Annotated in this window: 11 protein-coding genes; 7 read left to right on the forward strand and 4 right to left on the reverse strand. The window is 44.8% G+C overall.

Annotated elements, in window-relative coordinates; all coding sequences use genetic code 11:
* Positions 1-96: 96 nt before the first annotated feature.
* The 4 genes from F0364_RS10790 to F0364_RS10805 all read left to right on the forward strand — a co-directional run bounded on the left by F0364_RS10790 (position 97) and on the right by F0364_RS10805 (position 4,433).
* A complete protein-coding gene (locus F0364_RS10790) occupies positions 97-1,098 on the forward strand; it encodes an SPFH domain-containing protein (RefSeq protein WP_153797783.1) in 1,002 nt (333 codons plus the stop codon).
* 153 nt (positions 1,099-1,251) lie between these two features.
* A complete protein-coding gene (locus tag F0364_RS10795) occupies positions 1,252-2,331 on the forward strand; it encodes a TFIIB-type zinc ribbon-containing protein (RefSeq protein ID WP_153797784.1) in 1,080 nt (359 codons plus the stop codon).
* A 307-nt stretch (positions 2,332-2,638) separates the two neighbouring features.
* Positions 2,639-3,856: an MFS transporter gene (locus tag F0364_RS10800; protein ID WP_153797785.1), complete on the forward strand. Its 1,218-nt coding sequence runs from the start codon at positions 2,639-2,641 to the stop codon at positions 3,854-3,856.
* Positions 3,857-4,037: 181 nt separating this feature from the next.
* Positions 4,038-4,433, forward strand: coding sequence for a hypothetical protein (locus F0364_RS10805; protein ID WP_153797786.1), 396 nt, complete (start codon positions 4,038-4,040; stop codon positions 4,431-4,433).
* Here the strand turns inward: F0364_RS10805 and F0364_RS10810 are convergent, their stop codons facing one another.
* The gene (locus F0364_RS10810) at positions 4,434-5,525 is read right to left on the reverse strand and encodes an MraY family glycosyltransferase (protein WP_207632608.1); all 1,092 of its coding nucleotides are present in this window, start codon (positions 5,523-5,525) and stop codon (positions 4,434-4,436) included. It lies immediately after the preceding gene.
* Between the two features lie 431 nt (positions 5,526-5,956).
* Between F0364_RS10810 and F0364_RS10815 the strand changes: the two genes are divergently transcribed.
* Together F0364_RS10815 and murA are read left to right on the forward strand one after the other, a co-directional pair.
* The gene (locus F0364_RS10815; RefSeq protein ID WP_153797788.1) at positions 5,957-6,799 is read left to right on the forward strand and encodes a transketolase; all 843 of its coding nucleotides are present in this window, start codon (positions 5,957-5,959) and stop codon (positions 6,797-6,799) included.
* Positions 6,800-6,942: 143 nt separating this feature from the next.
* Entirely contained in the window at positions 6,943-8,247 is a 1,305-nt protein-coding gene (murA, locus tag F0364_RS10820; RefSeq protein ID WP_153797789.1) for a UDP-N-acetylglucosamine 1-carboxyvinyltransferase, read from the forward strand.
* A 118-nt stretch (positions 8,248-8,365) separates the two neighbouring features.
* On the opposite strand, the gene F0364_RS10825 is transcribed toward murA, so the two are convergent.
* Positions 8,366-9,187: a M74 family metallopeptidase gene (locus F0364_RS10825; protein WP_153797790.1), complete on the reverse strand. Its 822-nt coding sequence runs from the start codon at positions 9,185-9,187 to the stop codon at positions 8,366-8,368.
* 21 nt (positions 9,188-9,208) lie between these two features.
* Positions 9,209-9,601 carry a response regulator gene (locus F0364_RS10830; RefSeq protein ID WP_153797791.1) on the reverse strand — a complete coding sequence of 131 codons (393 nt, stop codon included), beginning with the start codon at positions 9,599-9,601 and terminating at the stop codon, positions 9,209-9,211.
* Positions 9,602-9,945: 344 nt separating this feature from the next.
* On the opposite strand from F0364_RS10830, the gene F0364_RS10835 reads away from it, so the two are divergent.
* Positions 9,946-11,655, forward strand: coding sequence for a pyruvate dehydrogenase complex dihydrolipoamide acetyltransferase (locus tag F0364_RS10835; protein ID WP_153797792.1), 1,710 nt, complete (start codon positions 9,946-9,948; stop codon positions 11,653-11,655).
* A 283-nt stretch (positions 11,656-11,938) separates the two neighbouring features.
* Here the strand turns inward: F0364_RS10835 and dusB are convergent, their stop codons facing one another.
* Positions 11,939-12,979 carry a tRNA dihydrouridine synthase DusB gene (gene dusB, locus F0364_RS10840; RefSeq protein ID WP_153797793.1) on the reverse strand — a complete coding sequence of 347 codons (1,041 nt, stop codon included), beginning with the start codon at positions 12,977-12,979 and terminating at the stop codon, positions 11,939-11,941.
* Between the last annotated feature and the right edge of the window lie 22 nt (positions 12,980-13,001).

Here is a 13,001-nt window from a genome sequence, read left to right on the forward strand (position 1 = left end):
AACGTCCGCTGCTGTAATAATACGCCCCAAATTGCTACCAACATGCTACATTAGCTAAACAAAACTTATCCACCCAAAACTTAAATACAATTCTCTATGGGACTCTTCGACTTTATTAAAAACGAATTCATTGAAGTAATAGACTGGGTTGACGACACCAATGATACCGTTATCTATAAGTTTCCTGACAAGGGCAATAAAATTATGAATGGCGCACAGCTTACCGTGCGGGAATCGCAGGTGGCCGTGTTAATGAATGAGGGCGAATTTGGAGATGTATATATACCCGGCAGGCACGAGCTTAGCACCAAGAACATGCCCATTACCACTACCTTAAAATCGTGGAAATACCTTTTTGACTCTCCGTTTAAGGTGGATATTTTTTATGTTTCTACCAAACAGTTTACCAACCTTAAATGGGGCACCAGCAACCCGGTTATCATGCGTGACCCGGTTTTTAAACAGGTACGCCTGCGTTCTTTTGGTACTTATACCATGCGGGTAATAGACCCCAAAAAGTTTATTAAAGAATTTGCCGGTACCAACCCCTGGGTGCGCATTGACGATGTGAGCGAACAACTGCGCAATACCATCATCAGCAAGCTGGCGGAAGGGTTGGCAGAGGCAGGCATCAGCGTACTTGACTTGGCCGCCAACTTTACGGAAATTGGCGAAAAACTGAAACCTGTTTTTCAAACTGAGTTTGAAACATGGGGCATAGAGCTGGGCAAGTTTTACATAGAAAATGTAACGCTGCCCGAAGAAGTGGAAAAAATGCTGGATAAAACCACTGAGCTTAACATGCTATCTGACAGGCTTAACCAGTTTAACCAGATGCAGGGCGGCATAGCCATAGAAAAACTGGCCGATAACCCCGGCGCTGCCAATACCGCCGGCATTGGTGCGGGGGTTATTCTTACCAACCTTATGCAACCCCAGCCACAACAACAGCCGGCCACAACCGCAGCAGGTGCAGATGCCAACGATAAACAAAAACTGGTTGACCTGCTGAAACAACTGGGCGAACTAAAAACCGCGGGTATATTAACAGAAGAAGAGTTTAACCAAAAAAAGGCGGAGATACTCGGCAAGTTATAAAACATGTAATGTTGCTGCGTAATGGCCAGAACGTACAAGAGTGCGACGCAACTACTTATCATGCTTATTCTTATGCCGGGCCCATAAAAATTCTTTTCAGGTAATTGGCCCAATAAAAGTTAACTGCTTTAATAACAGCCGGTAATACTCATCATGGATAATCTTTTACTGTTCCCTTGCCCGGGCTGTAATTCTCAATTATACTTTAATGCCGCCAGCCAGCAGTTGGAATGTGAGCATTGCGGTACCAAAGTAGCTATTGAAAAGGCTGCCGATAAAATAACTGAAAACAGCCTTAAACAGCAGCTTGCAGCCGGCAGCAATACAAGCGGCGTTACCGTTGAGCAAATGGTTTATAAGTGTACCCGCTGCGGCTCTCAAACTGTTTTTACTTCTGAAACACCCACTTTTACCTGTGGCTTCTGCAATTTTGAAGTGGTTAACCCGGTTGCTTATAAAACAAGAATTATACAGCCATCGGGCATAGTGCCTTTTATTGTTGAAAAACAAAAGGCACTGGAAATTTTCAAACACTGGACAGGTACTGGTTTTTGGGCGCCTGGCGATCTTAAAGAATTTGCCCGGCAGGATGCACTGCATGGTATTTACCTGCCCTTTTGGACATACGATGCTCAAACCGATAGCCAATGGCAAGGCTATGGCGGCAGGCATTACTGGGTTACCGAGAGTTACACCGATAGCCAGGGCAAACGGCAAAGCAGGCAGGTACAAAGAACAGAATGGATTTACCGGAACGGCACTTACAACCATTTTTTTGATGATGTGCTTATTGGTGGCGCCACCGAACTTACCCAGAATGAATATGAAAGCATCTTCCCTTTCAGGCTGGGGGAACTGGTAAATTTTGATGCAAAATATTTATCGGGCTGGCAGGCAGATGTTTATGATATTGCCGTAAGCGATGGCTACAGTAAAGCGGAGCAGGTAATGAAAGATGCCATTTACGATGCCTGTGCCAACCTTTGCCGCATAGATACCTTCAGAGATCTCCAGGTATCTACCAACTACTCCGCACAAACCTATAAGCATATACTGCTGCCTGTATGGTTATGTTCTTATTTTTATAAAGGCAAAAAATATCACTTTCTTATTAACGGGCAAACCGGCAAAATTCATGGCAAAAAGCCGGTATCAACAGCCAAGGTTGTACTGGCCGTTATTTTGGCGCTGGTTGTAATTGCGGCTATCGTGTACTTCTCGCAGCAAGGATAGCACTATCAATGTCTCTTTTTTATTGTATTTATTTGGGGTGCCCCCAAGCTGCGCAAGGGGTCGGGCAGAACTACGTTCGCAACCTTCGTCAAAGCAACATTTAGTTGCTTTTCCTCGCTTGTGCTATTACTCCGGCACAAACTCTTTGCTGCGATGGCCTCACCGGGGTAGCCGCTTCAATCCCTCACCCAAAGTGTAACACGCTGTTGTTACATAATCCTTTAAATACCTAAGCAGCAAACCTGCTGCAGCATTACAATATTATAACCGGTATTAAAGGGCCAGTGTCTTTTTTTATTTTCGGGCAATGATAGCAGCCACAGCACAATTGTATAAAAATGCCTATACCGGTCTTTCCAGGAAAACCTGGTACCTAAGCGTGGTTATGTTAATTAACCGCAGCGGCACCATGGTTGTACCGTTTATGACTATGTATTGTACACAGCAACTGGGTTTTAGCCTTTTGCAGGCAGGTTTTATCATGGCGCTTTTTGGCGCCGGTGCTGTTACAGGCGCTTTCATCGGCGGCATAATAACAGATAAGGTGGGCTTTTACCCTATGCAGGTTGCTGCCTTGTTGCTGGGTGGTTGCATGTTTATTGTAACCGGCTTTTTAAAAACATATCCAGCATTGTGCATCGGCAGTTTTGTGCTGAGTGTTTGTAACGAATCTTTCCGGCCTGCTAATTCCGCCGCGGTGGCTTTTTACAGTAAACCTGAAAACCGCACCCGGTCTTATGCCTTAAACCGGCTGGCGATTAACCTGGGCTGGTCTTTTGGAGGTGCATTGGGCGGTTTTATCGCTTCCATCAACTACAACCTGTTGTTCTGGGTTGATGGTGTTACCAATATTGTAGCAGCCCTGCTTTTAATGCGATTGCTGCCTTATGTAAACCATAAAAAACAAACTGCACAGGCAGCAGAAAACGCCCCTGTAAAGTCTGCCTACCGGGATGTGCCTTACCTGTTTTTTACACTGCTCACTATTTTGTTTGCTACCTGCTTTTTCCAGTTGTTTACCATACAGCCTGTATTTTTTAAGAACGAGTGGAAGCTTACCGAACAGATGATTGGCCTGCTGATGGCCCTTAACGGCTTAATTATAGTGGTAATTGAAATGATTATTGTTTACTCCATAGAAGGAAAAAGGCCACTCACTTTTTTTATAAGGGCCGGGGTGTTTACAGTTGGGTTAAGCTATGCGCTGTTTAACATTTTGCCTGGCGTTGCAGTAAGCGCATTTGTTTGCGTTGCTGTTATGACACTTGGCGAAATACTGGCCATGCCTTTTATGAATACTTACTGGATAAGCCGCACCAGCGAAAATAACCGCGGCCAATACGCCGCTATTTATACCATTGCCTGGAGTATTGCGCAGATTACAGCCCCATCATTCGGAAGTTACACGGCTGAAAAGTTCGGCTTCGCAACATTATGGTGGATGAATGCCGGCATTTGCACTATTACCGCCATTGGCTTTGCCCTGCTGGGGAAAAAAGACGGCCAACTTACAACCCGCTCCTGAAGCTATTGCGCCATTATCTGTAGCGAATTTTTGACAGCTTTATTTTTGCCTGCATTTCACAATAAAAATAAAAAAGTTTATTTTGAGGCTGGAAACCGTGAAAAATCTACCATTATGTCACGTGTCAATTCTGCCGGACTAAACACTAACAAAAAACACTAAACTCACTAAAGTTGCTTCTATGGATATGATACAAGACATTTGGGATGCATCCAAAGAAATCCTTCATGTGTCTTCTGAATTTGCAAAAGCCAATCCCGCCGAAAAAGAACGGCTCTCTGAAGTTCTATCCAAAATATCGGAGGTGCTTAATGAAATGTATATAAAACTCAGGCAAAAAGTACGCCCGTCCAACGAATTTAGCCAGTTGAACCTTTTTTCAAACACCTTTTATCAGCATGCCAGCAACATCCTGGGAGATGAGCAGGCAAAAGAATTATACGAATTGCTGAACACTTCAGATAAATCCGACAAACTGTTCAACAGGGTAATAAGCGATAAGTTTTCTTACGATGAATTACAAAAGCTGGAAGAAGCATCCGGCAAGTTCAAAGTTGCTTCTGTAATAATTAAGTAGTTAATCCTTTTTAGCTGCCGCGGCCTTTTCGGGCGTGAAAATAGAAACAACCTTTACCTCACCTTCATAAGGCAAAGCAGGAATTTCTTCATCAATTACACGCAGCTCCGGTTTGTCGAATATAAAAGTCTTGATGAGGTAAACAGTAGTGAAAAATAGAAAGCAAAGCGAGAGTATAATACCCGTAGTGCCAAAATAACGCTGGGCAAAAAATGCCAGTATGCCCGATGTGATAGTCATGGCCGCTAACGTAAGGGTTATCCTTTTATGAGAATATCCTTTGTGGAGCAATAAGTGATGAAAGTGGTTTTTATCAGGCACAAAAGGCGATTGGCCTTTCGAAACCCTCAAAATAAACACCCGTAAAGCATCCATCAACGGTATAAGAATAATGCTGAAGCCGATAGCAGGGGTGGCATTTACAGGAAAACTCTTTACAGAGGCTCCCGTTTGAATGAAATGAATAACCATAATGGAACTTACAAGTCCAATAAGCAAAGAGCCACAATCTCCCATAAAAATTTTTGCCGGCGGAAAGTTGTATACCAAAAATCCCAACAGGCAGCCTGCCATGCAAAAACCCAGGATGGCGTAAGCATAATCCTGGTTAAATAAAAAGAAGAATGCAAGCAGTGCCGAACTTATAATTCCCAAAGAAGCGGCCAGCCCGTCAATACCATCCACTAAATTAAACGCGTTGATAATGGTGAATATGGTTAGTATGGTAAACCCCTTGGCAACCAGGGGGTGCATATCATCTACGCCGATAAACCCATGAAGGCTGGTAATTACCAGCCCGGCTTTCATTACCAGCAATACCGCTATAAATAGCTGGATGATCATTTTTTTCCAGGCAGCCAGGATAATAATATCATCCACTACACCTAATGTAAAAATGATAAAGAAACTGGCAATGTAGTATTGAAAAGCCATCAGGCCATCACCAAAGTTTAAACTTAATAATAAACTTAAAACTAACCCGGCGAAAATGGGAATTCCGCCTAACCGTGGAGTGGGATTTATGTGTGCCTTGCGTTCGTCAAACGTATCGTATAGTTTTTTTACCTGTGCAATTCTAATAATTACTGGCATTAGAAAAAAAGTAACTGCAAAGGCAAAAAGTGCTTCTAAGGCAAAATAGGTCATTCTCTTAATTTTAGTCTTAACAGGGGTATATGGGATTTTTTATGCCATCGGCGGCAAAACTAAGCTAATATTCTTAAAACCTAAAGGTCGTCAAACGCTCTCCGCTTCTTATTTATTGCCGCCGTGTAAATAACAGCACAAATCGTGCGAATATTTAAACAATACGTGCAAATAACAATCCAGTATGCCTGAATGATAAAAAATAAATCAAGACTGCAAAACATTAGCCAACGTTGCTTAAATCAGAAAATAAACTTCACGAAAATACTAATGAGCATTTGTTTGTAATAGGTAGCAATATAACCTTATTACATTTTTGCAAACTGGTAATTGATACGTGTTTTCCCTTAGATTTGTGCTCCTAAAATTAACTACTGATGGCAGAAGTTGCAGAACTAAAGGATATAGCCTCTCAAATACGAAGAGACATCGTAAGAATGGTACACGCGGTACAAAGCGGCCACCCCGGTGGCTCTCTGGGCTGTACAGATTTTTTTACCGCACTTTACTTTAATGTAATGCAGCACAATCCTGCTTTTAACATGGACGGTGTTGGTGAAGATATTTTCTTCCTTTCCAATGGCCATATTTCCCCGGTGTTTTACTCAACACTTGCCCGCAGCGGTTATTTTGATGTAAAAGAACTTTCTACTTTCAGAAAAATAGATTCACGCCTGCAGGGCCACCCTACTACTCACGAGCATCTGCCCGGCATCCGTGTTGCCAGTGGTTCACTGGGCCAGGGTATGAGTGTAGCCATTGGCGCCGCACTTGCCAAAAAGTTTAATAATGACAGTCACCTGGTTTATTCCCTGCATGGCGATGGTGAACTGGATGAAGGCCAGAATTGGGAAGCCATCATGTTTGCCGGCCACCACAAAGTTGATAACCTGGTAGCCACTGTTGACTGGAATGGCCAGCAGATTGACGGCCCCACTTCCAAAGTAATGGACCTGGGCGACCTGAGGGTGAAATTTGAAGCCTTCAAATGGTTAACGCTTGAAATGGATGGCAACGATATGGATGATGTTATTGCTACTATGGCAAAAGCAAAAGGTTTAACCGGACAGGGCAAACCCGTTTGCATTCTGATGAAAACAGCCATGGGCAAAGGTGTTGATTTTATGGAGGGCTCTCACGAATGGCACGGCATTGCGCCAAATAACGACCAATTGGCCAAGGCACTTGCACAGTTGCCTGAAACTTTGGGCGACTACTAAAAACAAGACTGATTGATTGCAGCTATAAACAAAAAGCCGTCTTTAAACAGGCGGCTTTTTTGTGCGCCGGTATTGCTGCTGTTATATATTGCCGGTAAACTATATTTTCGCAGGTACCAATTCTCAACTTTCAACAAAAGTCTATGTCTTCATTCGAAGTTAGGGGCGGCAAAAAACTGCGTGGCGAAATTGTTCCGCAGGGCGCCAAAAACGAAGCTTTGCAAATCATATCCGCCGTATTGCTTACGCCTGAAAAGGTTACCATTACCAATATCCCCGATATTCTTGATGTAAACCTGCTGATAGAACTTTTGATAGAACTTGGCGTTAAAGTAGAACGCCCCCAACGGGATACCTGCATTTTCCAGGCAGATAATGTTGATGTAGATTACCTGGGTTCTGAAGCCTTCCGCAAAAAAAGCGGCCGGCTGCGTGGCAGTGTAATGATTGCCGGCCCCATGCTGTCCCGTTTTAAAAAAGCATACATACCCAAGCCCGGTGGCGACAAAATTGGCCGCCGCAGGCTGGACACCCATATCATCGGTTTTCAAAAACTGGGCGCCCGTTTTGAATACAATGATGAACTCAATTTCTTCCAGTTGGTAGCGCCCAACCTTACCGGTACATACATGCTGCTTGACGAGCCTTCGGTTACCGGCACAGCCAATATTGTAATGGCCGCCGTAATGGCCAAAGGTGTAACCACCGTTTACAATGCTGCCTGCGAACCTTACCTGCAGCAGTTATGCAAAATGCTTAACCGCATGGGCGCTAAAATAAGTGGCCTTGGCAGCAACCTGCTTACTATTGAAGGGGTGGATTATTTAGGGGGCACAGAACACCGCATGTTGCCGGATATGATTGAGGTGGGCAGCTTCATAGGCATGGCAGCCATGACGCAAAGCGAAATAACAATTAAGAACGCAGGTCTTGAACACCTCGGTGTAATACCCGAAAAATTTCAACAACTGGGCATTCAAATGGAGTTTCGCGGAGACGACATTTACATCCCTTCCCAGGATAGTTATGAAATAAGCACCTACCTCGATGGCGGCATCCTTACCGTGTACGATCATCCCTGGCCAGGGTTTACGCCAGACCTGTTAAGTATAGTGTTAGTAGTGGCAACTCAGGCCATAGGCAGTGTGCTGGTACACCAGAAAATGTTCGAAAGCCGCCTTTTCTTTGTAGATAAACTTATTGATATGGGTGCCCAAATCATCCTGTGCGATCCCCACCGCGCCACGGTCATCGGCCTTGGCCGCAAACAGGCGCTGCGGGGCATTGCCATGAGCAGCCCCGACATACGTGCCGGCCAGGCGCTCTTAATAGCCGCCCTTAGCGCCGAAGGCAAAAGCACTATCCAGAACATAGAGCAAATAGACCGTGGTTACCAATACATTGACGAACGGTTAAGAAGGCTCGGCGCCGATATCAAGCGGGTGTAGGCTTTTTGTAATTTTTGGTGACAGGGGTCCGGCTCCTCAATGAAGCATCGTTGCGTCGCACTACGTTCATCGCCAGGTATTTCATGGCATCTTTTCAGCCCCGGGTAGATGATGCCCGTTAATTTAACTGCACATGAAAATGGTCATCATGCCTTACAGCCTGGCAACCATGATATCTTATTTTGTAACTGGTTAGTTTCATCCGCTGTTTAAGGTGTGGCTCAAGAAACACTTTTTCCACCGGCGGCTCTTTAGCAAATAAATTAATCAAAGCTGCTGTTCTTTTCTCATCTAATAAAAACCCATGCTTTCTTACAGCCAGGCTTTTTAAGAAACTGTATTGCCAGTAGCCACGGTCTGCGCATTCCCCAGGCATATCCGTTTCCCCGGCTTTCGGCATTTCCGTGGCACCATAACCCCAAAAAGTAGCTGCGTCATCAAGCGGTTTACCTTTCAGGTTAACATAGCAAAAGGCAAGGTCAAGCTTTTTGCCGTTGTTATGGCTAAGATGAGGTAATAAAGGAAAGCCATCACAAAACGGAAAGCCGGCATCCAGGTAGTTAACTTTACTACCTGGAGATAACATATTCATTTTATCTGCTACATCCATCACTGCTGTTTTTAATTCCGGTTGTACATAATGCCGGTTTAGCAAACAGGTAAAAACAGTAAGTGGCCCCAGGTTATGTTTTCTAAATATTGGTAGTGGAACCCGCCCAAATTGTTTGGCTATGGGGGGCACAAGAAAAAAGGTGGCCACCCCATACAAAACCAGGAAAACAGAAAACTTAGCTAACCTTCGTAAATATGGCCTTTGGGTTAAAGTTGCAATACTGTGTCCAAATAGTAAGGTTACCAAAAAAACAATACCGCCAATTTGTGTAATAACAGTCAAAAATGCAAACAATAGAAAGCGGTACAGGATTTTTTTTATGCTCATTGGCCAGGTTTAGGCAGTTATTTAACTAACAACATCTATAAAACGCCATATTGCTTCAGGTGTAAACGGTTTTTGAAGATAAGTATACACCTCGTTGCCAGGTACCAACCGGTAAAAATCATTTTTATCCTCAGTGGAAATAATAATAAGCTGTAATGGCTGCTGCCTGCTTTTCTTCAATTCATTAATTTCTTCAATCAGCTCAAAACCATCCATAGCAGGCATATGCAAATCGCATACAACCAGGTTAATGCCAAAGTCTTCTTTTAGTATGCACAGCGCTGTGTGGCCGTTAGAAGCACTAAAAGCTTCTACGCCGCAATGACGAAAATATTTTTCCAGCACCATTCTTTGTATAGGCTCATCCTCTATTATCAATGCCACCACCGGCACATTACCCGTAAGGTTTTGCATAGTAAGCAGGTAGTTTTACAACAGAAAAATTATGCTGCTTTCAGGCAGGTTTACGAGCAGCTATCCTTCAAATTTATTCCAAATGGCCGTCAATAAAACTGTAAAAGTTATTAATGGTTAAATAAAGAACAAGCAGGCAGAACGTATAGTTATATAAAAATTATACTACTTCTTGTAACTATATCATTTTACTGTAATTTCACGGCTCAATTTTCGCATCAGGCTACTGGTGCAAAAACAGTAAAATCCCGGTTTAAAAGGGGACAGGCTGCCGCAAAAAAACTGGCTTATACAAGCAGCTTGCCACCATAAAATAATTTATCATCTTAACCAGATATTGATTTATGGCTGAAGTGATTTTAATGCCCCGACTGAGCGACACCATGACCGAAGGAGTTATTGCGGCCTGGCATAAAAAGGTTGGCGACCCTGTAAAAAAGGGTGATCTGCTGGCCGAAATAGAAACTGACAAAGCTACAATGGAACTGGAAAGCTACCAGGAGGGCACCCTGCTTCACCTGGGGGCAGATAATGGTGGCAAACTACAGGTAAACGACCTGCTGGCCATTATTGGCAAGCAGGGAGAAGATATCAGCAGCCTGTTATCAAAGCACGGCGGCGCCAATGGCAAAACCGAAGCACCCAAAGAAGAAAAGCCTGCCGAAGAAAAACCAGCCAAAGAAACACCCAAAGCTGAAGCGGCTGCCCCGGCCAAAGAAGAAGCAGCACCAAAAGCCGATGTTTCCAAAATGGATGAAGTGGTTTTAATGCCACGCCTTAGCGATACCATGACAGAGGGTGTAATTGCCGCCTGGAACAAAAACGTTGGCGATAGCGTTAAAAAGGGAGAGATACTGGCCGAAATAGAAACCGACAAGGCCACGATGGAACTGGAAAGCTACAAGGAAGGCACACTATTGTACCAGGGCGCCAAGGCCGGCGAAAAAATACAGGTAAACGATTTACTGTGCATAATAGGCAAAGAGGGGCTTGACGTTGATGGAATTGTAAAAGCTGTAAAAGGCGGTGGCAGCGCACCCGTTGCAAAAGACAAACAAGACCTTCAAAAAGGCGATGGCGACGTAGCGCCGGCGGCAGCCAGTGCGGTACCCGCGGCAGCACCGGCAAAGCAGGAGGCAGAAACCGCTACCGAACAGGTAGTAAATGAAGGCAGGATCATCGCATCTCCACTGGCTAAAAAACTGGCAGAAGAAAAAGGTGTTGACCTAAAATATGTAAAGGGCAGTGGTGATAATGGCAGGATTATAAAAAGCGATGTTGACAGTTACAAACCCGCCCCGGCGCCCGCCAAACAAGCGGATAGTAAAGAAGCAGCAGCTAAACCACAAGCCCCGGCTGCACCTGCAGGTGAAGTAAGCTTTGAAGAAGTGCCTGTTTCCCAAATGCGTAAAACCATTGCCCGCCGCTTAAGTGAAAGCCTGTTTACCGCGCCGCACTTCTATTTAACCATGAGCATAGACATGGATGCATGCGTGGCTGCCCGTGGAAAGCTCAACGAAGTAAGTAAAGTAAAAATCAGCTTTAATGACTTAGTATTGAAAGCTGTGGCCGTAGCGCTTAAGCAACATCCTAAAGTAAACAGTAGCTGGCTTGGCGATAAAATACGCATTAACCACCACGTAAACATAGGCGTTGCCGTTGCTGTGGATGAAGGTTTGCTTGTACCGGTTATACGCTTTGCAGATACTAAACCGCTGAGCAAAATAGCCGCAGAAGTAAAAGATTACGCACAGAAAGCAAAAGATAAAAAACTGCAACCTTCAGATTGGGAAGGCAGCACATTTACCATATCCAACCTGGGCATGTTTGGTATTGAAGAATTTACCGCGATTATTAACCCGCCGGATGCATGTATACTGGCCGTGGGTGGTATTTCGCAGGAACCCGTGGTTAAAAATGGCCAGATTGTAGTTGGCAATGTAATGAAAGTAACACTTAGTTGCGACCACCGTGTAGTGGATGGCGCTACAGGTTCAGCGTTCCTTCAAACAGTGAAGAGCCTGCTGGAAGAACCACTAAGGATGATGATTTAACGGAGAAAGAATCTTTTAATAGAAGCCCTCAGGTAACTGGGGGCTTTTTGTTGATATCGTTGCCGACTGAAGCTAAATATCGGGAACAAGTTTTTCCCCCAACACCTTATACCTCACCTCTTTGACTTGTTGGCTCAATGACTTAGTGACTTGCTCGGCTTAATATTCCCATTCTACCAGGGCCTGAAATGCTGCCCAATGAACAGAACGATGAACGTAGTGCGACGCAACCGGGCCGCCACAGGGAACCGGACGTCCGGCACCAAAAAAATGTGGGATAAGGTTAAACCGTGCACTCTTCCAGTTGCGAAGAGGAGAAGCTTACCACCTGCCTTTCGGGCAAAAAGCCATCGTAACGGCTAACCACCTGCTCCAAAATGCCTTCAATTTCTTCCAGCGTTTTTAGCGTTACCAACTGGTTGCGGTATTCTTTTATGTGGGGAAAGCCTTTGAGGTAATTGGTGTAGTGGCGGCGCATTTCCAGTATACCCAGCACAGGCCCCTTCCATTCTATGCTTTTTTGCAGATGCTTTTTAATAGCGGCCACACGTTGCTGAATAGTTGGCGGAGCGGCCAATTGACCGGTTTGTAAATAGTGCTTTACCTCGCTGAATATCCAGGGATAACCGATGGCCGCACGGCCAATCATTATGCCGTCAACACCATAGCGGTTCTTATATTCCAGTGCTTTCTGCGGGCTGTCAATATCGCCGTTGCCAAAAATGGGTATCTGTATGCGGGGGTTATTTTTTACTTTGGCAATATGGCTCCAGTCGGCTTCGCCCTTGTACATCTGGGCACGGGTGCGGCCATGAATGCTGAGTGCTTTTATACCCACATCCTGCAGGCGCTGCGCCACTTCTTCTATGTTAATGCTGGTACTGTCCCAACCAAGGCGGGTTTTAACGGTAACCGGCTTGTCAGTTGAATTTACCACCGCTTTGGTTAAACGCACCATCAGGTCAATATCCTTCAGCACCCCTGCGCCTGCGCCTTTGCAAACCACCTTCTTTACCGGGCATCCAAAGTTTATGTCCACCAGGTCGGGGTCAACGGCAGCCACAATTTTAGCGCTCAACGCCATAGCTTCTTCGTCACCGCCAAATATTTGTATGCCTACCGGCCGTTCGTAGTCAAATATGTCCAGCTTTTGGCGGCTTTTAATGGCGTCGCGTATTAACCCTTCACTGGAGATAAATTCCGTGTACATCAGGTCGGCGCCATTGTCTTTGCACACGGCACGAAAAGGCGGGTCGCTCACATCCTCCATGGGAGCGAGCAGCAGCGGAAACTCAGGAAGCGTTATGTTGCCTATTTTAACCATTTAAACAAAAACTTGCTCAATA

Origin of the sequence: Foetidibacter luteolus (genome assembly GCF_009650435.1) — a bacterium.
GTDB lineage: Bacteria > Bacteroidota > Bacteroidia > Chitinophagales > Chitinophagaceae > Foetidibacter > Foetidibacter luteolus.

Excerpts from the sequence above, each read along its gene's own strand:
- F0364_RS10790 (WP_153797783.1), top strand. The coding sequence starts at position 97 with ATGGGACTCTTCGACTTTATTAAAAACGAATTCATTGAAGTAATAGAC.
- F0364_RS10795 (WP_153797784.1), top strand. The coding sequence starts at position 1,252 with ATGGATAATCTTTTACTGTTCCCTTGCCCGGGCTGTAATTCTCAATTA.
- F0364_RS10800 (WP_153797785.1), top strand. The coding sequence starts at position 2,639 with ATGATAGCAGCCACAGCACAATTGTATAAAAATGCCTATACCGGTCTT.
- F0364_RS10805 (WP_153797786.1), top strand. The coding sequence starts at position 4,038 with ATGGATATGATACAAGACATTTGGGATGCATCCAAAGAAATCCTTCAT.
- F0364_RS10810 (WP_207632608.1), bottom strand. The coding sequence starts at position 5,525 with ATGCCAGTAATTATTAGAATTGCACAGGTAAAAAAACTATACGATACG.
- F0364_RS10815 (WP_153797788.1), top strand. The coding sequence starts at position 5,957 with ATGGCAGAAGTTGCAGAACTAAAGGATATAGCCTCTCAAATACGAAGA.
- murA (WP_153797789.1), top strand. The coding sequence starts at position 6,943 with ATGTCTTCATTCGAAGTTAGGGGCGGCAAAAAACTGCGTGGCGAAATT.
- F0364_RS10825 (WP_153797790.1), bottom strand. The coding sequence starts at position 9,187 with ATGAGCATAAAAAAAATCCTGTACCGCTTTCTATTGTTTGCATTTTTG.
- F0364_RS10830 (WP_153797791.1), bottom strand. The coding sequence starts at position 9,601 with ATGCAAAACCTTACGGGTAATGTGCCGGTGGTGGCATTGATAATAGAG.
- F0364_RS10835 (WP_153797792.1), top strand. The coding sequence starts at position 9,946 with ATGGCTGAAGTGATTTTAATGCCCCGACTGAGCGACACCATGACCGAA.
- dusB (WP_153797793.1), bottom strand. The coding sequence starts at position 12,979 with ATGGTTAAAATAGGCAACATAACGCTTCCTGAGTTTCCGCTGCTGCTC.